Below are 20454 nucleotides of genomic sequence, written 5' to 3' on the forward strand. Positions count from 1 at the left end.
CAGCAGGTGAAAGAGAGACTTGATGCTTTAACACCAGAAGTAATCTTCTCGATTGTAGGGCGACGGTCTATTTTAGATGCCTTATCTGTAGCTGAACTTTAGAGAATTGGTATTAGGTGTGGCAGTTCTGCTTTTCCCAAAACTGGCGCTGGGTTTGTCAGGGTTTGAAACGGGAGTCGTTGTAATGCCTCTGGTTAAGGGAAGCAGCAGCGATAGGGAGGACTATCCAATTGGGCGCATTCGCAATACGCGGAAGTTGCTGACTACAGCAGCATTAATTATGAGTTTCTTCTTGCTGAGCAGCAGCTTGGTGACAACACTGCTAGTTCCAGCAGCAGAGTTTGAACCGGGAGGCGATGCCAGTGGTCGCGCTCTGGCTTACATTGCTCACCGTTATCTAGGCAATGGCTTTGGCACAATCTATGATTTGAGTACGATCGCCATTTTGTGGTTTGCAGGTGCATCTGCAATGGCAGGATTGTTAAACATTGTGCCGCGCTACTTACCGCGCTATGGCATGGCACCAAACTGGACGCGAGTCACTCGCCCGCTCGTTCTGGTCTATACCATTATTGCCTTTGCTGTAACTATTCTCTTTAAAGCGAATGTAGAAGCCCAGGGAGGAGCTTATGCTACAGGCGTACTGGTGTTAATGACTTCTGCGGCAGTCGCAGTTACGCTATCCTCTCGTCGCCACGGAACCCAACGAGCAAGATTCGCTTTTGGTGCCATCACTTTAGTATTTATCTACACCACTATTGTCAATATTATTGAAAGACCTGAAGGGATCAGAATTGCTGGCTTTTTCATTGGAGCGATCGTGCTGACCTCTCTGGTTTCGCGGGTATGGCGATCGACTGAGCTACGGGTAGAGCAAGTTGAGATGGATGAAACGGCTCGTCGTTTTATTGCTGAAGCAAGCCAACAGACAATACGGTTGATCGCGAATCGGCTTAATGTTGGAGATGTCGAAGAATACCACCAGAAAGAAAGGGAAGTCCGAGAGGATAATCATATTCCCTTAGAAGATCCGGTCCTCTTTCTAGAGGTTCAAATCGTTGATGCGTCCCAGTTTGCCGATATTGTTCGAGTGAAAGGTACTATGGTCGGGAATTACCGCATCTTGAGGGCTGAAAGTGCTGCTGTGCCAAATGCGATCGCTGCCATCTTACTCTACACCCGTGACCAAACTGGCGAACTTCCTCATGCCTATTTTGGCTGGGTAGAGGGAAACCCAATTCAATACCTGTTGCGCTTCATTCTGTTCGGAGAAGGTGACATTGCAGTTGTGACTCGCGAAGTGCTGCGTAAGGCGGAGAAAGACCCTGAGCGACGTCCCTCAATTCATGTGGGTGGGTAAAGCGGAATCTCTGCCAACTATCTGCCAACTAAAAGCTAAGAGCCAATTAGGAACTCATTGACAACACTCCAAGCATTGGAGTAGGAAACTTTCTTCTTTGCGGTGATGTAATCAGCCAGGTAAACGGCATCTCGTGCAATTCCCGAAAATCTTCCTGACCCCCAGGTGTATAGCCAGGGAAGCCCCAGGAAGTATAAACCCCATACGTCAGTTACGCCTCGATCGTGTCCCGGATAGCCCTTTCCGTCAAATACCGGAATCTCTACCCAGCCAAAATCTGACTGATATCCAGTACTCCAGATCACCGTACCAATATCTGCGTGCTCACAGTCTAGAATTGCAGCTTCCTCCTCTGGCTCCCAAACTGGTTTGTAAGCGGGTTCTGTAGGCGCTTGGATATGATTCTTTTGGATAAAGTTATCAATGGTTTTCTTGATACTCTCGGCAACCGCATCTGCTTGATCCAGGTTTTGCTTTAGATCAGAGTCAAATTTGAGCTTACCGTCGCTGATCTCTTGCAATCTACCATGAAGCTGCATTCCTTCTAGGGCAAACTGGCGCAAATCAATCTCACGTCCACCATCGCGCCCGGTAACGTAGTGATTTGCTTTGGCTCTCACTTTATCTTTTTGGGGATGTTCGCTGATGGACAGGTCATAGTAGCCCATTTGGTCAAGCCAATCTACCACGTCTTTTCCTCGATGTCGACGGGGCGATCGCGGCGCACTGCCCACACACAAATGTACCTTTTTCCCAGCAAGGTGTAGATCTTCTGCAATCTGGCAGCCCGACTGTCCTGTTCCCACGACTAACACCGCTTTGTCAGACAGAGATTGAGGGTTCTTGTATTCAGATGAATGCAACTGCACAATGTGTCGGGGAAACCGTTCAGCAATTCTCGGTATTTTGGGAGAATGATAGCTGCCGGACGCAATCACAACTTGATCGGCTGTAAATTCTCCAATCGAAGTTGCTACCTCAAACTTCCCTTGGGTATCTTTTCTTACTTTTAATACCTCAACGCCTTCTTTCACGGGCGGATTAAATGATGCAGCGTATTCCTTAATATATTGAACGATCTCATCCTTCTTCATGAAACCATTTAGATCTGCACCTGGATAAGAATATCCAGGTAGCTTGCACTGCCAATTAGGAGTCACCAAACAGAAAGAATCCCAACGCTTTGAACGCCATGAGTAACCAATCTGATTTTTCTCAAAAACAATGTGATCGATGTTTCTCTCTTTCAGGCAATAGCTCATGGATAAACCTGCCTGACCACCTCCTACAATGATGACAGAGTAATGATTGTTCATTGGCTTGCTTCTTACTGGTTTAGATAACACATTCAGAGTAGAGGTTGACAAACGAGGTGTTTTGTATCTCTAGCTACGGAAGTTTTAAGTCTAAACATAAGGTCAGGGAAGACAATTCTTTTGATCAAAGCTAGTCCTCTTCATCATTCTCCCCTGTCTAAACTGACAGGTTTCTCTAGCGTTGGGGTGTAGAACCAACCAGAGTAAACGCAGCCCAATCGCGGGGATTAGGATAGGTCTGCATTGCGCTGAGCATGGATTGTCGTAATGCTTGGGCATCATCGAACTGTTGTCGATAGCGGTAGAAATTGACCATCAGTTGTGACGTGGCATCATCGGGAACTTGCCACAGGGAAACCATGACGCTAGGGGCACCCGCAGCAATCAACGATCGCGACAGTCCAACCACTCCGTCTCCTGTAATTTTGCCTCTTCCTGTATTGCAGGCACTTAGGACAACCAATTCTGCATTCAGCGACAGATCTAGAATTTCAGCGGCGGTGAGAAATCCATCTTCTTCAGCAGTGGAAGGAGTAAGGGCGATCGCCCCCTGCAAAGGATGAGTTTCGTTAAACAATCCGTGAGTAGCAAAGTGAATGATTTGAGCATCTGATAAGCGTTGTCTAATCGCAGTTTCAGTTGCATCGGTGCCCGTGATTGCAGTGGTGTTGAGTAGTTGGGCGATCGCCTCAGCTTCAGCTTCAGCATAGGGCAAAGGAGCCAGGGAACCGGGCATGGGAGCAGGATTGCCAACCACAACGGCTGTTTGGGCTGCACTGGCAGGACGCTGTTGACTCAACTCTAGTACCTGAACGGCTGATGTCGTAAGCAAGGTGTGTTGTTCAATCAAATATTGTCCATCTGGGGCTTGTAGTGCGGCGAAGGGAACCAAAAACAGGTACTCTTGTGGCACAAAAATCACTCGTTCGTTGGGGTCGTTAGGCAACAAGTCAGCAATTGGCTCAATCAGAATTTGATGAAGCTGCTGTAAGCGACGATATTGAGAGCGACGAACCTGAGGACGCTGCGATTCGACGGGATACACTTCTGCCAGAGCAACGGGGGCAGGCAAGGTGATTTCAGGATGGCTGAGGGTGACGGTACCTGCATCTAAGTCAACTGCTGTAACTTGATAAGGTTGCCAACTAGACGGTTCGCCCAACCGTCGCACCAAGTCTCCGGGGTTGAGCGCAGCATTGTCTCCTGTTCTAGATTCATGGGTGCTGGAATCACGGGCGACTCCTTCACCTCGAATGCCTTGTCGCGCCACGTTTGCCAATTCTGCGAGAGAAGCATTGGATAAACTGGGTAGCGATCGCAAATCAACCCGTCGAAACGTCACCTCTCCCGTTGGCGCAATTACCCAGATGAATAACTCCGACTCCTGGGGTTCGTTCAGGGATTGCTCAGATGCGCCATGAGGGGTATCTACTGCCTGTTCTCGGATAATGCTGTATTCGACTAGCGTGGCGTTTTGGTCGATTGCGGTTTGACGCAACTGGCTTAAGTTAGGAGGTTCTACAGCGAATTGCTCCAGATCAACACCTGCTGCATCTCTAGCAATGAGTTCCACAAATGCCCTTGCCCGTCCTCGTTCTGAGACTTCCAGGGCGATCGCAGCTTTATCCTGATCGGCTAACACTTCCTGGAGGTTGCGGTAGGTTGCTGATTGCGTTTCAAAGATTGATACTTTCAAGGCATCATTGTTGCCTAACCCTGCCCGCAACGACTCCCACACTTCTATCCCTGCAAATAGGGCTTGTTCTGCTTCAGGTAAGCGATCGAGATTAAACAAAGCATCCCCCAAGTTAGTCAGGGCAATACCTTCTCCCAGTCGTGCTCTCAGTTCGCGCATGATGATTAGGCTTTGTTCATGGTGAGTGACTGCCTGGATGTAGTCGTGGCGATAGGAGTGAGTCGTTCCCAAATTCAATAAGGCTTGGGCTTCCTGCAAGCGATTGGTTAATTCTCGCGCTAAAGCAATGCTCTGTTGGTGGTAGGTAATGGCCCGATCAAATTCCCTTGTGCCGGTGTAAGCATTGCCCAAATTTCCTAATGTTTGCATCTCACCATAGCGATCGCCAACTGACTGAGAGAGGGTTAAACTCGCGTTTTGGTAGGCGATTGCCTGTTCATAGTCCTTTTGCATGAGGTAAGCATTTCCCAAGTTCCGCAAAGTGAGCGATCGCCACTGTGGTGCAACGGTAACTGAAATTTTTTCCAGTCCTTGCGTATAGTAATCAATCGCAGTTGGGTAGTCCCCCAACGCTCCATAAGCCGCACCAATGCCCGATAGGGCAATCCCGACTTGAGTTTGGTCGCCTGCCTCTTGAGCAAGCTGTAATTGTTGTTCGTGATAGTCAATCGTCTGCTGATAATTACCAATGACAAAGTGAGAGATGGCTAAATTGTTCAGTGAGTAAGCCTGCCACTCAAAGTCCTCAGCGGCTTGAGTGATTGCCAAATTTTGCTCGTAGCAATCAATCAACAGTGCATATAGTCCTTCGGTGCGATCGGCTGCACTCGTTGTTTGAATTCGTTCTGCCTGTGCCTGACAATTCTGCATTCGTTGCTCAATCGAACGGCTCGATGCTTCAGCACTTTGGTTGGCAGGTTGATTGGAATTCAATCTAGACGGCGGACTAACCAAATCTGGATCGGCAGACGGTGTAGATTCGGATGACTCCTCAACCGTGGGAGCAACAGCCACAGGTTCAGTTGGTATTGTAGTTACACCCGGATCAGCAGAGGATGTATCAGGCTCGATTGGCTCTCCAGAATTGCTTCCAGGAGGTGCTACGGGCTGTGTTGGTTGAGAAGTAGGCGGACCGGGATCAACTTCTACAAGTCTTCCTGTTTGAGGGGGTGTGGGGTCAATTGAGGTGGTAGGGAGGGTAGGGAGAGGAGATGGATTGACCAGAATGCTTGATGCTCCTGACTGTACTCCAACGCTACTGTCGCTGCCTGAAGTTCCGTTTACAGCCGTGACTCGCAAGAATTGTCTGGGTGACAGGAGGAGAAACATCGGTTCAGGTAAAACCAAATCCAGAACGACTAGCGGAGTTAATTGAGGAAATTGTGCTAGAGGTTCACCTATTAAATGGTCGGTGTTGACCTGTAAGTTGAGCGGAAGTTGCTCAACTGGAAATGCATTTGGAGGAGCGGGCAGATCGGTTCTAGGAGAAGATGGGTCAACCGTTGGAGGATGTTGAACTGACTCAACTACATTGAAGTTAACGGCTACTGGTCTGGAGACGGAAAGGCGATCGCTTGCCCTCACACTGAACGCATCCAAGTCTCCCAAGGTTCCAGCAGGCGGGGTGTAAACTAAAACGTCATTGGGGCTAACAGTATCTCCTGGACGCAGCACCACTCCATTGCGGGTGAGTCTACCAGAGGCGATCGCCACAATCTGTATTGTTGTATTGTCTGCATTCGCGTCACTCGCAATTAGATCTAGCTCAGCCAATGTAAATGAAATAGGCTGACCGAGTTCAATCTGAGGAATTTGGGATGCCTGTGGGAGCGTAGGAGCCGTGTTTGCAAAGGTCACAGAAACTTCGTCTCTTGCTCCACGAGTTTCTGTTCCAACAGTTGCAAAGGTTTCATCAGTCAGCGTTAATAAGCCTGTGTTGATTGCTCCTGCTGTACCATTTTCGCTGGCATTCCCGACAATAAATGGGGCATTATCAGGACCTCCATCATGTTGAATGGTAACGCTGCCTCCAGTAGTTAGGCCCTGAGCATTGATAGTCGTTCCAGTACCTGTTCCACGTACCGTTCCACGGGCAAAAATTTCTACATTTCCTCCTATTCCAGACTCACCAAATAGTGAGTTTGCTTGTGCTAAAGTGTTAATTCGGTTGAACTGAATGTTACCGCCATTGATGCTGCTCTCCATCTGAACATTGCCACCTGTAGCGGCAGCAGATGTCACTGATCCACCAGCCTGAGCTAGGGCAGAAGCGTCAAGGATTCCTAAGGTGATATTGCTGTTTGCGAATAATCGGATATCTCCTGCTAACGCAGTCGCATTCATGGCAGTGGGTGAAGCGAAGGCATCGGCAGACGTATTAATCGTTCCTGCGGCGATCGCATTCGTAGACTGAAGCAATACATCACCACTCTCTGCCGTTGCTTCTCCTAAATTCACAGAAACATCTGTTGCGGTGCTGATTCTACTTGTGATGATGTCTCCTGACTCCACTGTTCTTCCGGTCGTTAGTTGCACGATGCCATCAGAGTTAACGATCAAATCAGTGGCGTGATCGATTTCACCTCCAGTGAGTAGTTCTGGAAGTGATGCAGGGGTAAAGGGAAGTGTGTTGGGGCGATCGCTTCCCAAAGGCTGAACCTCCAGCCTCAGGAGTGAACCTTCCTGACTGATTCGCACTAAGTTTTCCCCTGGTATGGTGGCGATCGTGATGTCTCCTCCTGGAGCAGTCAGCGTTCCGGTGCTCACGACTGTGCCGCCGATGAGTGATAGAGAGTTGCCATTAGTGACACTCAAATTACCTGAATTGACGATCGCCCCTGGTTCACTTGAGGTAAAAGCAAACTGGTTTGGTGTTCCGACCACGTCCGCGAAATTGTTTTCTCCAGTCGCGCTAAACCAGCCTTGATCAAAACCAATTCCATTGGCAGTTGTAGCGGTGAAGGAAGCAGGCAGGTTCAGGCTGGCGTTAGCTTCAAAGAGAATTCCCGCTGGATTAATCAGATACAGATTTGAGTTGCCGTTTGTTACCTGAATCAATCCATTAATCACAGAAGGATCGCCTCCTGTAACTCGTCCCAAAATATTCTCAACGCCTGCTTCAGAGATGAAACTGGCGATTTGGTTGGCATCTAATCCGAATGCTTCAAAGCTGTGAAACAGGTTATTACCCGATCGCCGACCGTCTTGAATATTAAACTGATCGCCCACCTGATTCACGGTCGTCCCCACTCCATCATCCGCAGGACGCACATTCTGCGCGATTAGCCATTCGGAAGGGGCGATTGCCTCATTCCCAGAATTTGAGAACTCCACCGCAAAGGATTCTGGTGAGTGAGTGGTCGGTTCAGTCGAACTCACTGAACCTACAGCGGCAGTGAGGCTAGAGGAATCGATTGTCTCTGAAGTCGGCAGGATAGGAGGTACAGGAATTTCGGAGGGGAGGGCGATCGCTAGCATAGGAGGTTAACCTCTCAACTAGATGGGGCAAATTGAGAATTAGAAATTAGAAGTGACGTTGTGAACTGCAAACATTAAGAACAACACTCAGTCAGCGGAACGGGCAATAAATCTTCCAGACCGACTACGGGATGCTGCAATAGGCTTTCCCAATCCGACTCAAGGGCTTCATCAGCGGGATTGAGCCGTCGCAGTTGGTTTAACTTCTCTAGTGCGTCATACCAAAAGCCGTGAGCTGCAAGCAAAGCGACCTGCTCTTTGGGTGAAGCAGTTTGTAGCTGCTGAGTGAGTTGAACGGTGGGCGATCGCCTCACGATCACACCCGTCACCTGAAAATGAGACTGGGTTTCAGCATCACATACAAAAGTAAACTGCCAGCGATAAAGGCGATCGGGTTCTAACGCGGGAGCATCTTCGGGTAACGAGAACTGTCCGATTCCCGCTGCTGCGGTCTGAAATGTAGTGCGATAAACCGCCTCCTGGTGTCCCTCATCAGACAGCGTCAGTTCTACCGCACTTGCTGCGTAGGGTAAATAAAGCCAGAAAGTCGGATGAGGGGCGATCGTTTCCCCCCAGTTGGTGGAAGGAGCAAGTGCAGTAAAGGGAATTTCAGAAGTGGGGCAAGCCGGACGACTACCTGCATCCTGAGTTTCTCCGGGCGCACCCCGATTTGGTGGATTGTAAGTAACGTTTTTGGGTTGAGCGAAGTGAGTTCCTGCATTTAACGCGGGAGAGATTAGCGCAACCAGTATTCCTGTTGTGATCAGTTGCGTGGTAAAGCTTATCCAATTGAGATGCATGATTCCTCCTGATGGGGCGGAGTGGAAGTTCAATTCAGTCGAGGTTCGGTCGGGTAGATTGGGCAATGTAACGTCTACCCAGCAGCACTGCACCACTGCTGCTTATTAGCGCCAGCCCAGTGGGAACCAATGGCAACCACCAGCCTGCAATCAATGCACCCCAGGCGATGCTATAGAGGATAACTACCGCTGTACTCAGGGCAATTCCTAATATTTGGTTGCGACGAATTTTCCAGGTCAGCCCAGCGGCGATCGCTGACCACAGAGCAATCCAGACGCGATCGCCCCACTCTGGCAGTGGGTTAAGAATTCTCCTTCCATCCAACGCGGCCGCCAGCAAATGATTTACCATTTGTGCCTGGATGTGAACGCCTGCAATAGGTTTCGCTGCCCAAGTGCCGCTATCAGGAGTAAAAAAATAATCTGTAGGATTCGTTACAGGGGCAGTCATGCCAACGAGAACGGCGCGATCGCTCAAGTCAGGTAGTGATGAGTCGTTCAACAGTTGGGATAAACTTAGGCGATCGGCAAATTGATCCAGTTCTGCATAATTAAGCAATACCTGAAATCCCCAGCGATCGATTCGGTGGTAGGCTCCACCCTGCGTTTCTAGAGGTGTGAATCGGGCATTCCCTAACTGCATCTGGTGATTATCTAACGTTTGAGGCTCAATGCCGTTCTGATCCAGATAGTGGAGTGCAACTATCGTGTTGAGCGAAAAGCGTGTGGCGCAGGGGTCAGCGGGGTCAGGCTGCATAAACATTAACTGTCGTCGCAACACTCCATCAGGATCAGACACCACATTGCTGAAGCCCAGTTGCGTCTCTGGTAAGTCGGGTGGTGGACTGATGCCGGGTCGGTCAGGATTGTCGCTATGACGAACGCTGCACAAAGACACTACATTTGACTGCTGTAACGCTTGATGTAAAGCAGCAGAGGTTTGACTCCGAAAAATATCCAGTCCAATCACCCGAGGTTGTTGTGCTTGCAGTCGTGCGATCGCCTCACTTAACACTTCGTCTGGTAACGGATAGCCGTAGGTATTCACATCGAATTCCGTTGCCTCAATGATCAGGAGCCGTTTGGGTAGAGTTTCTGTTGGGCGCGATCGCATCAACTGATCAAAAGCACTCAATTCCCAGCGCTGCAATAATCCTAGCGATCGCACTCCCATCATCCCTGCTGTGATTACAAGACTCGTGATCAGTGCTATCCATAGCGGCAGTTGACGGGCGATCGGTTGGGGAAATGTAGTGGATGATGAGGACTGTGATGGTGATTGGGGCGTTGCTGGTTGGGTATGTGAATCTCGTAGGGGCGTTTCGCGAAACGCCCCTACATGGGAGATGGATGCCTGTGGATCATCCTCTTGTTTAACAATGCTTGAGCATTGCAACGTGGAATTATGCCGCAGGGCTTGCCAATCTAAAGGGGGTTCTGCGGAAATGTGATAGAGGCAGGGTAGCCAACTGGCGCAGGGGAACTCTCGCTCTAATCCCTGTAACCGTTCCCGTGCCTGACGTACTGCTAGATAAAGGGAATCACCCTGAGAGAAGGCTTTAAGAAACTGCGTGAGAAATGCCTGAGCAATTCGATCGGGTACGGGTTCTCGCATCAGAATGAGTTGCGGCAGGCGCAGTGGCTCTAGCTCACGCGCTAGCCCCATGCCATCACAGGAGTTGAAGATAGCAAGCTGAAGTCCTTGAGCGATCGCCCGTCGCAGTCCATATTTCAACTCTGCCAATGTCAAACTGTCATGAGGATTGATCGCAATACAGCCCTGTTCTGCTTGCGTGTGGCTATGTCCAGCAAAGAATAGGATATGCCAGGGTTGATCCCAGAGATGGTCGTTAATCACGGAACGAGATGGTTCCACCAAAAAGGTTACTTGTGCATCAGGCAAAGCTTGCAGTAAATGGCGATCGACTTCTACATCAATACCGTTGCTATCCCCCAGAATCGCCAGAATTCTAACTATAGGAGGCTCTGAAGGGGATGTGCAGGGTTGCGCTATTCGCTCTAATGTGGGTGCGCCTAATGTCACCTCAGCCTGAGGATAGCGCTCTATCAAATCCCATAAATGCCACGGTAGGTAAGGAATATGAGGGTCAGCACTGCGAATCACAATCCGGATTGAGTCATCCCGATTTAAGGACTCCCGCAATCGCAGATCCAGCACCCGAAATGAGTCGGCAGTGAGCCACTGTTGCAGGCGATCGCCCAATTCTATACCCGCCTGCTGACAGGCTTCTACCAGATGAATTGAGCCTTGATAAACAATCGCTTTTGGTTTGATTCGGGTAGCTCCTTCCAGGCTGCGATAGTGCTGCTGCCAGCGGTGTAACTGTTGCACCAGTTCTGGGCTTGGGGGAAGGGTGCCACTCAGTTCCAAGTCAGGGCGATCGCCATCCGTGCCAATCTCCAAAGTCACCCGAAATCCCTGACGCTGAAAATCGCCATCGAATTTAAAGGTGACTAATTTGGCGATCGGAGCCATAAAGTTTCTTGTTAGTGTTATCCAAGTAGGTTGGGTGAAGCAACGCGAAACCCAACGCCTTCTCAGCGTGGTAGTACACACATTACACCCATCTACTAACAATAAAAGTTTCTGTAATCGAGCAGTCATCTAACACAAGCTGCACCCCAAACTGTTCACCCGCTTCAGCCGTGAACAGAAGCTGCATCGCTTCTGTGCTTCTTGCTTGAGCGTACATCACTTCGGCTCCTGCTTCATCCAGCACCAACAGTTTCAGCGCTGGTGGTAGGTGGGAATGTTCTGCCGCTTCTACCTGCACCCAAATTTCTATTTCTTGATCTGATACAGGCAGCAGTCCCACCAGTAGCGAAACGGGAATTATGCTGGACTCGGTTCTGAGGGTCAAGACCTTTCCACGTCGGATAATCGGCGCAATGGATTCTTCTGCATAAACAGACGGAGCACCCCGAAACTCAAAGGCAGGCTGAGCCGGGTTAAGAATTGGGTCAAAAAACTCACCAATCGCTTGCCAACTGGCATCTGCTACATTTCGCAACCATTCACCTAAATTTACAGGTGCAGAAGCCGTTTGCTGAAGCTGTCGCAAATGGGTCAACAGTTCGGTGAGCGATCGCAACTCACTCAGGGAAACCCGTTCCGCTGTTGCCGTCGGAACAAAGCCAAGGATCGAGGCTTCTCTTAATGATTCATCAAGCTGTACCGCCACATAACCAATGCGATCGCTCCACACATCTGGTGGAATTCGCATTTCGGTTTCATTGGGCAACACTGGGCGACACTCTAATGTGCCACAGTTTTGCACCGTTAAGCCTGCACTATCTATCAACCAGTGGTCATTGGAACTAGAGGAATCTATCTGAAATTCCAAACATTCCAAATAAAAACTCACTGCATAAATAGCCAGTGTGTTTAGGTAAACCTGCTTTGCTTTGGGCAGATCGGTGTGCTGCTGTCGCAACCGCTCCGCCTGCCGATGTGCCGCCAGTGCCAACGTAACCGTGAAAGGTGGATCGAGATGAATCATAGGTTCCCCCGGAAAAAATAGCGATTAACTGAACAGATGCTCCTGAAATTTGGGGGCAAATTTTTGACAACACCGTTGAAAGAAACTGCTCAAAGTGGGAATTTTGATACCCAGACGTACGGAAATATCTTCCCAGCTTTTATCATCAAACCGATCGAGGGCAATGTTGCGAAAGTTAGCATCGGGGCGATCGCGAATGTGAGTGTGTTGAAACACCTGCTCAGCATCTTGCTCAATGTAGTCTCGCAAAAGTTGAACAGGTGAATCGGACTCCTCAGGTTGGGCGAGATGTTCCAAGTCGTTCAGGTTGGGTAATTCAGTGGTTTCGCGATCGCTAAACTCGTGGCGACAATCAATCATCACCCGCTCTAACCGAAAGTTAACCCAGTTCATAAACTTCTTATCTCCCCGCTCCGGGTCGTAGTTGTCGATCGCGCAGCAGATATACGTCAACGTGCGGTTCACCGCCTCGTCATACAGCAATTCATAGAAAGATGGCGTAAAAGTGGTGCGGTGGGGACGAGCCAAACGCCCTGAAAGCTTAATAGCAGTAACCAACTGCGTGAGTGCATGTTGCCGTTCAGCCGTTTGGCGAGGATGACGCTGTGCCTCCATTGCTAATTGTTTTAGCTGGACATCATCTAACACCTGTTTTAATGCAGCCGTTTGTAGGGCGATCGCCCAATCTCGTGCAGATTCTCGTGCAGAATTGTAATGACTTAACGCCTCCACAATTACATCTAATAAGTGGTTACGAGTATGCTCAAAAATCTTCTGATAAACCTCGGATAGCGGTTGTCCGGGTAGCGCTCGACCGACAGGACGCGATCGCAAAATTTCATCCACCAATGTCAATATCGGTAGCTGCACAGGCGATTGCTCACCCTTACTCACCAGCAGTTGGGCTTCCTGCACCAGTTGTGTAAGTCGGTCATCCATAATGGAAACCCTGCTAAAACTGTCTTGCTCAGACTGTCTCGCTCAGCGTTCAATCCTATTTCACCAATATTATGAAACGCTGTTTCGTTTGACGAGTCAAAGCTATTTACCTTTACTCCATACTAATTGCTGCAGATTATGCCATTTGTTTCAAAACTTAAAATTTGATTCCTTTGCATAATTTTGCCACCGTTTCCCGGAGTGATAGTCGAACAGAAAATTTACTGTTCCTGCAATCATCACTTTGGAGAAACTATCATGGCAGTCATTATTGGAACCGCAAATGCAGACGTTCGCATCGGTACACTTAACGACGATGCAATCTATGGTTTTGGAGGAAACGATCGCTTATCAGGGTTGAGAGGCAATGACGTAATCTATGGCGATCGCAGTCCTAGAGGTGTAAATGTCGGTGTTCCCGGAAACGACACCATTTTTGGCGGTGACGGAAACGACACTATTTTTGGCGAGCAAGGCAATGATCTGCTCTTTGGCGGCAATGGCAACGATCGAATGTTTGGCGGAAACGGCAACGACCGCATGTATGGCGATCGCGGCAACGATTACTTAGACGGTGGTAATGGTAACGACAGAATGTTCGGTGGGTTGGGCAACGATACCCTCAATGGTGGATTAGGCGCAGACACCATGTTAGGTGGACTGGGCAATGACAACTATTATGTGACCGCTGGCGATCGCGTCATCGAAGGGGTTAACCAGGGAACTGATACGATTCGATCTGCTATCAACACCACTTTGCCGGATAACGTAGAAAACCTGATTCTGACAGGAGCCGCTCCAGTCTTTGGCTTTGGCAATGTGTTGAATAACGTGATTACGGGAAATAACGCCAACAATATTCTCTCTGGAATGGACGGAAATGATCGGCTATCAGGAAATGGGGGTAACGATAATCTGATTGGCGGTAGAGGTCGCGATCGCTTAAACGGAGGTGGGGGTAACGATCTCTTAACCGGAGTCCGAACCTCTCCGCTCATAGGTGGCAATCCTGGTGCAGGCGAAATCGATATCCTCACGGGTGGTGGAGGTAATGATAGGTTCAACTTAGGTAATACCTTCAATGCCTATTACGCGACGGGAGGCGGCACAGATTTTGCTGTCATCACCGACTTGTCGGCGGGAGACAACATCGTGCTAAATGGAACAGCATCAGATTATGTCGTGCAAAACCAGTTCATCTTCCTTCCAGAATTGGGCGGCAACGTACAAGGGACAGGAATTCGCCGCGTCAATGGCAACTCTTCGGATCTAGTTGGGTTTGTGCAGAATGCAGTGGGGCTGAACTTGAATAGCTCAGTGTTTGACTTTGTTTCACCTCAAATTGCTCCAATTGGGTAAGGCGATCGCAGTTCCTATTATCGAATTTCCTCATCCCCAGAGCCTCTAATATCAAATTCGTCTCCGAGGTATCAGTATCGGTAGGGGCGAAGCATTCGGCAGAAGATTGCGATTGAGTTGTAAGCATTATGTCCGAATGCTTCGCCCGTACACAGAGCCTCGCCCCTGCACAAAGATAGTGCCTCTTTGCGAGGTCAATTCTGTATAACTTGGCATGACTAGGCGCAGCCTCGCAACAAGGGTTTAACAGCCATCAGCGCCACAAAAAATTCTCATTTGCATAAAACACCAGAATTTTTCTGGAGTGAGAGACAACTAACCTCACACTCAGGAGACTCAAAATGGTAACTTCTCTTTCAACATTGCGCGATCGCCTCGACTTTCACACAGACAATGCTTCCGGTCGTTCTGGAGCAGCAGTGATTAACCTCACCACAGGTGCAAGTTCACTCGTTAATCCTGATCAGGCTTTTGGCACATCCAGTACGATCAAAATTGGAATTCTCTATGCGCTAATGCGGCGGATTGACCGCGACCCAAACGTTTCTTACCAGACCACAATTAATTCGGGTAGCCAGTACGGCAATAACCAGGGCAATTCCAATAATCCCATTCCGGGTCTGCGTGCCAACGCAAACTATACCCTCAACTTCCTGGCAGAAACGATGATTGCCAACAGCAACAACTGGGCAACCAATCGGCTCATTGACTTTCTGGGCAGAAATCAAATCAACCAGGAGTTACGTAATTTAGGCTTGAATGTGACGCGGGTAAACCGCTACATGACCGGAACGGGTGCCCCTAGTGCCCATAACACTACTGGTCCGGGAGGCGACTATCGAGCGGGATTTGATAACCTGTCTACTCCACGCGAAATGGTGAGAATGTTGCAGCGTATTCATGCTAACGAGAATTCACTACTCGATCCAATTTCTCATTCTGCTTTCTGGCGCATTTTGGGGTTGGATGCCAACCGTGGTGTGAATACCAAAGGTTTAGCCAGCCGTTCCTACAATAATGCGATTTATCCTTCTCCTAGCAATGATTTCTTGTCGCCTGATTGGGCAAACCTGCTGGAGTTTCAAAATAAAGGGGGCAACAATTCCTGGACAGGAAATCCGGGAGATTTTGTGGCTAAGCCAGCTTTGGGAAATCACTTTCAGCGATCGGAAGCAGGGCGAATCACCTTTAACAACGGGCAGGTCGTCTTCTATGCCGCCTTTGTGGACAATGCCAGCAATGATTCTCGCGCTGCAAATACCCTGGCCTCCATTGGTTATGAAGTCGCGGCTGAATATGCTAATGCGCGAGTCACTCATACCCCTGTAAATAGCCAATTGGATGATGGTCGGGTTGTCACGGTTAGAGGATTTCCAGGTGCGATTGCCGACACAATTGATATTAATTCGGTAGCGGGCGATCGCCTCGATTTCCTCGTCAACCGTGAGAGCATTGTACGCCTCCCCAGAACTCAAATCGAAGGTGTGCGAATTTTACCTGGAGGAGGCAACGACACAGTTTACGGCAGTTCTCTTGCTGATGTAATTCGAGGTGGCACAGGAAATGACGCCCTACGTGGTGAAGGAGGAAATGATTCCATCAATGGAGATGCCGGAAACGACCAGCTTTGGGGTGGCACAGGAAATGATATTTTGTATGGCGGCGAGGGGATTGATGGATTGCACGGTGGTACAGGTAATGATGTCCTGCATGGCGGCAACGGATTTGATTCGGTTCAAGAAATCGGCAATGTTAACTTCACCCTGACCAACACTCGACTCACTGGATTAGGCACTGATACATTGCTCAGTGTGGAATCTGCCTACCTCACAGGTGGAAGCGGAGCTAATATCATCAACGCCTCTGCTTTCACCAATGGCACCATATGGCTTGATGGCAGAGTTGGAAACGATCACCTCCGAGGTGGGACAAGCCACGACATATTGAACGGTGGAATGGGTAATGATCGCCTCTATGGAAATAACGGCAACGATTCCCTGAATGGGGGTGATGGCAATGACTTTATCTCTGGCGGGGCAAACAATGACTCCCTTTTGGGAGGAGACGGCAATGACTCTATGCACGGGGATACCGGTAATGACCGAATCAATGGCGAAGCAGGAAATGATGTAATCACAGGTGGCTCAGGTTGGGACGCCATCAACGGAGGCAGCGGTAGCGATCGCCTCCTAGAGGTCGGAGATGTCCGCTATTACACTCTGACCAACACCCGCCTCACCACACTGGCGATTACCCTCAATACCAACCCCAACACGATTGTTCGTCCCTATGTAGACACGCTCACAAGCATTGAATCCGTGACCTTGATTGGCGGCAACAGCCGCAACCTGATCAATGCTTCTGAGTTTACCGCAGGCAGTGTGATTCTACAGGGCTTAGCCGGTAATGATACGCTGCTGGGCGGTAGCCAGGGGGATACGCTCAATGGTGGAATTGGAAAGCTCAATGGTGGAATTGGAAACGACACGCTCAATGGTGGGGGAGCAGATGATTTACTCACGGGTGGAACAGGACTCGATCGCCTCACAGGTGGAGCAGGGCGCGATCGCTTCAGCTTTAATGCACCCAATGAAGGAGCCGACCGAATCCTTGACTTTGAAGTTGCCACTGATTTGATTCAGCTTTCATCTCGTGGATTTTCAGGGTTGCGAACAGGGTTACTAGCAGCCAACCAATTTACTCTGGGAGCCTCTGCGACTGCCATCACTCATCGCATCGGCTACAACAATACGACAGGTGCCCTCTGGTTTGACCAGGATGGTACTGGTGGTCAGGCTGCAAGGCAATTAGCAACGCTTGCTCCAAACCTCAACCTGACCAACAATCATTTTGTTGTGGTGTGAATGTTATTTTATCCAGGCGCACAGATCTCCAACCTTTCGAGAAAGGTTGGAGATCTGCTTCAATGTTGAATATTTAATAGAAGTCTGAAAGCATTGAAGCGATGGAAATTGACTTTAGACTGACAGAACTGACTGATGTTGATAATCTGCTGATCCTTGTTCAAGAATATTATGAGTACGATGGACACCCATTTGATCTGGTGCAGGTGCGGGCAGCGCTGGAAAATTTGATTCGTCATCCAGAATGGGGACGAGTGTGGTTTATCTGTCGCGAGCTGCAAGCAGTTGGCTACGTAGTTCTAACGCTGGGCTACAGCATAGAGTATTTAGGACGTGATGCGTTTGTAGATGAAATTTATATCCGTGAAAGCGATCGCGGTCAGGGTATTGGCAGAGTAACGTTTCAATTTCTGGAGGACGTTTGCCGTTCCTTGGAGGTGCATACACTTCACCTGGAAGTAGAACATGCTAATACCAACGCCCAAGCTGTCTATCGTAAGCTGGGATTCACGGATCAAAAACGTTATTTAATGACTCGCAAGTTAACGACTACAGAAGCTCAAATTGCAGAGCCTAAGTAAGTTCGAACAGAACGTTTGTGCCAAGTCTTTTCTTAATTAGCAAGTTGTAAAACGCCATTCGGACTACTCCCTTTGTTACATGTAGCTTCACAAAGCATTGGGATAATATGAACTCAATGCAATCCAAGACTTTAGGATTGGAATAGCGTAGGGCATCGCTTCTACCTAGAGATTTTGAGTTTTAATTAAGCCAAATCTATATTGAGAGAGATGACAAACCAGGATAAGAATTCACAGCAAGACCCCTTTAAGGATGCGATCGCCACCGCGATGACCATCGGAGCTTCAGCTGCCAAAGCAACTTCCGATGCCGTCAAATTTGCAACGGACGGCGTTGCTGGCGCTACCACCGCTGTTGGAGACGTGGTCATGCCTGTAGCTCAACAGTTCGTTGAACAAGGCACCACCACTGTGGGACACATGGTCGCCCCCATTGCAGAGCATCCGTTCACCAAGTACGCCTCCAAAGTGCCAGGAATTAATCTGCTCATGACTGCCTTAGGACAGGTTGACATAGAGCAAGCGCAGAAAGAAGTAGATCAACTGCGCCAGCAATATCCTTCAGAAACTTCAGAGCAGCTTGCTCACCGCATCATGGTAGACACTGCTATGAAAGCGGGTGGCATTGGCTTACTGACAAACTTTATTCCACCTTTAGCACTAACCCTTTTTGCCGTTGACATCGCCGCAGTCACTACGCTTCAGGCTGAGATGGTGTATCGTATTGCCGCTGCCTACGACTTTCCGCTAAACGACCCAACTCGACGGGGCGAAGTGCTAGGTATTTTTGGCTTGTCTCTGGGTGGTTCCAGTGCCCTCAAAGTTGGGCTGGGTATTGTCGAACTGATTCCGCTTGTCGGTGCTGCGGTAGGCGCATCCAGTAATGCTGGACTGATTTATACGTTAGGGTATGGCGCTTCTCAGTTTTATGAAGCGAAGAAAACTCGCGCCAATGCAACGTCTCTGTAAGGCTTGATGTGTATGTGGAATTAACACCAACTCCAAGAATTCGGGCTACAGATAGAGAAGCACTCGCGTCACAGGGTGCTTCTCTATCTGTAGCCCGTTTTTCTAGAAACGGCATTAACACCCAACGAAGTCTAGGAGTGTCCCTTAACTTTTGTTAATTTAAAGACTAGCTGTATTGCTAGGCTCATTCGGTTCTAAAGATTAGCGACAGCAAAAAAGCAGATCGCTAAGCTGTAAATCGTGTTCAGCTCAAAGACACTCTGCACAGTCTCTGCTTTGTGAGAACCCGCCAGCATATCTAATCTTAGGAGAATCAAATGAAGAACAAGTTCACCGTTGAGAATGCGGCAATGCTGTTGATTGACCATCAGCAGGGCACCCTTAAACTTGCTCGCAACTTGCCTCGTGAAGAAATTGTGCAGAACACTCGTGCTTTAGCACGTACAGCAGTTGAAAGTGGGATGCCACTGGTGTTAACGAGCAGCATGGAAGATCATTTTCAGGGATTGTTGCTCGACGATTTACAGGAAATCGCGCCTGAAGCCTACAACCAGCGAATTAAACGTCCTGGAGTGGTAGACTGCTGGGAATACGACGAATACAAAAACGCGGTCGTAGCCACAGGCAGAAAAAAGCTGATTATGGCGGGTTTAACAAATGATGTGTGTATTGTTTATCCGGCCATCAGTGCAATCGAAGATGGGTTTGAAGTACAGGTTGTGGTAGATGCAGGCGGCTCACCCACAACGCTAGCTGATGAAACTGCCTTGAGACGCATGGAAAAGCATGGTGTCACACTGACCTCAACTAATCAAGTGATGGCAGAACTTGCCAATTCCTGGTCAGAAGGGGTAGGGCAAACGATTCAAACTATTATGTACCAAGAAATTCTTGCCAAACTAGTCGAGGTGTAGGGATGGATGCCATGACCAGCGTTTTGGTCGTTTACACATCAACATTGGGAAACACCCAAAAAATGGCTGAGGCAGTTGCCGATGGTGCGCGATCGGTAGAAGCAACGACGGTCACTCTATGTGAAGCAACAGAAGCAACGAGAGAAGAAGTTCGTGTTTGTGATGCGCTATTGCTAGGAACACCTCTGCGCCATCGTTCCGCAGATGCAAGGGTGAAACAGTTTATCGAAAACACGATCGAAGTTCTTTGGCTAACCGATGACCTGGTTGGCAAGGTTGGTGGTGTGTTTTCTGTTGGTGGTGGCTATGGCAATGCCGGGGCAGGAGTGGAAATTGCTCAACTGGGACTGCTAGCCGCGATGGCAGGGGCAGGAATGATTTTAGTGCCGTTGCCCAAAACCACTCCTGGCTCAGGCGTTGCTGGAAGTCACTGGGGCGCTCATGGCAGAAGCGGTGGACCTAATATGGAGCCACTGGGCATCACAGATGAGATGCTCCAGTGTGCTTACCATCATGGTGCCAATGTTGCCCGTGTAGCAGCGGCACTTCAGGGCAAGAACTTGATGGCGCGTGGTAATCAGGCACCATCACAAGAGTTAATTGCCCTGTTCTTGGGATCCCCCTAATCGGTAGAACTACAAGGGGCCAGACTTATGTT

General features: G+C 49.1%; 12 protein-coding genes and 1 pseudogene. 7 read left to right on the forward strand and 6 right to left on the reverse strand.

Annotated elements, in window-relative coordinates:
• Positions 1 to 106 precede the first annotated feature (106 nt).
• Positions 107 to 1360 (forward strand): annotated as a pseudogene (locus tag H6G00_RS18550) (amino acid transporter); the annotation flags it as partial.
• A 35-nt stretch (positions 1361 to 1395) separates the two neighbouring features.
• On the opposite strand, the gene H6G00_RS18555 reads toward H6G00_RS18550, so the two are convergent.
• From H6G00_RS18555 to H6G00_RS18580, 6 genes are all read right to left on the reverse strand, one after another.
• The gene (locus H6G00_RS18555; RefSeq protein ID WP_190797881.1) at positions 1396 to 2676 is read right to left on the reverse strand and encodes an MSMEG_0569 family flavin-dependent oxidoreductase; all 1281 of its coding nucleotides are present in this window, start codon (positions 2674 to 2676) and stop codon (positions 1396 to 1398) included.
• Positions 2677 to 2851: 175 nt separating this feature from the next.
• The gene (locus H6G00_RS18560; protein ID WP_190797882.1) at positions 2852 to 7849 is read right to left on the reverse strand and encodes a CHAT domain-containing protein; all 4998 of its coding nucleotides are present in this window, start codon (positions 7847 to 7849) and stop codon (positions 2852 to 2854) included.
• Between the two features lie 74 nt (positions 7850 to 7923).
• On the reverse strand, positions 7924 to 8649 hold the full coding sequence (locus tag H6G00_RS18565; RefSeq protein WP_190797883.1) for a DUF928 domain-containing protein: 726 nt from the start codon (positions 8647 to 8649) through the stop codon (positions 7924 to 7926).
• Positions 8650 to 8683: 34 nt separating this feature from the next.
• Positions 8684 to 11146: a CHASE2 domain-containing protein gene (locus tag H6G00_RS18570; protein ID WP_190797884.1), complete on the reverse strand. Its 2463-nt coding sequence runs from the start codon at positions 11144 to 11146 to the stop codon at positions 8684 to 8686.
• A gap of 82 nt (positions 11147 to 11228) precedes the next feature.
• On the reverse strand, positions 11229 to 12170 hold the full coding sequence (locus tag H6G00_RS18575; protein WP_190797885.1) for a DUF1822 family protein: 942 nt from the start codon (positions 12168 to 12170) through the stop codon (positions 11229 to 11231).
• Between the two features lie 24 nt (positions 12171 to 12194).
• Positions 12195 to 13109 carry a hypothetical protein gene (locus H6G00_RS18580; protein ID WP_190797886.1) on the reverse strand — a complete coding sequence of 305 codons (915 nt, stop codon included), beginning with the start codon at positions 13107 to 13109 and terminating at the stop codon, positions 12195 to 12197.
• Positions 13110 to 13367: 258 nt separating this feature from the next.
• Here H6G00_RS18580 and H6G00_RS18585 point away from each other — a divergent pair, with 258 nt between their 5' ends.
• The 6 genes from H6G00_RS18585 (at position 13368) to H6G00_RS18610 (ending at position 20422) form a co-directional block, all read left to right on the forward strand.
• A complete protein-coding gene (locus H6G00_RS18585) occupies positions 13368 to 14468 on the forward strand; it encodes a calcium-binding protein (RefSeq protein ID WP_190797887.1) in 1101 nt (366 codons plus the stop codon).
• Positions 14469 to 14809: 341 nt separating this feature from the next.
• A complete protein-coding gene (locus H6G00_RS36160; RefSeq protein WP_190797888.1) occupies positions 14810 to 17332 on the forward strand; it encodes a serine hydrolase in 2523 nt (840 codons plus the stop codon).
• Positions 17333 to 17433: 101 nt separating this feature from the next.
• Positions 17434 to 17913 carry a GNAT family N-acetyltransferase gene (locus H6G00_RS18595; RefSeq protein WP_190645662.1) on the forward strand — a complete coding sequence of 160 codons (480 nt, stop codon included), beginning with the start codon at positions 17434 to 17436 and terminating at the stop codon, positions 17911 to 17913.
• A gap of 210 nt (positions 17914 to 18123) precedes the next feature.
• Positions 18124 to 18882: a hypothetical protein gene (locus H6G00_RS18600; RefSeq protein ID WP_190797889.1), complete on the forward strand. Its 759-nt coding sequence runs from the start codon at positions 18124 to 18126 to the stop codon at positions 18880 to 18882.
• Positions 18883 to 19199: 317 nt separating this feature from the next.
• Positions 19200 to 19796, forward strand: a complete 597-nt coding sequence (locus H6G00_RS18605) for an isochorismatase family protein (RefSeq protein ID WP_190797890.1) — start codon at positions 19200 to 19202, stop codon at positions 19794 to 19796.
• 2 nt (positions 19797 to 19798) lie between these two features.
• Complete coding sequence (locus H6G00_RS18610) at positions 19799 to 20422, forward strand: flavodoxin domain-containing protein (protein WP_199318581.1); 624 nt, start codon at positions 19799 to 19801, stop codon at positions 20420 to 20422.
• Positions 20423 to 20454 lie beyond the last annotated feature (32 nt).

Origin of the sequence: Leptolyngbya sp. FACHB-541 (assembly GCF_014695875.1) — a bacterium.
Classification (GTDB): Bacteria; Cyanobacteriota; Cyanobacteriia; order Elainellales; family Elainellaceae; genus JAAUTN01.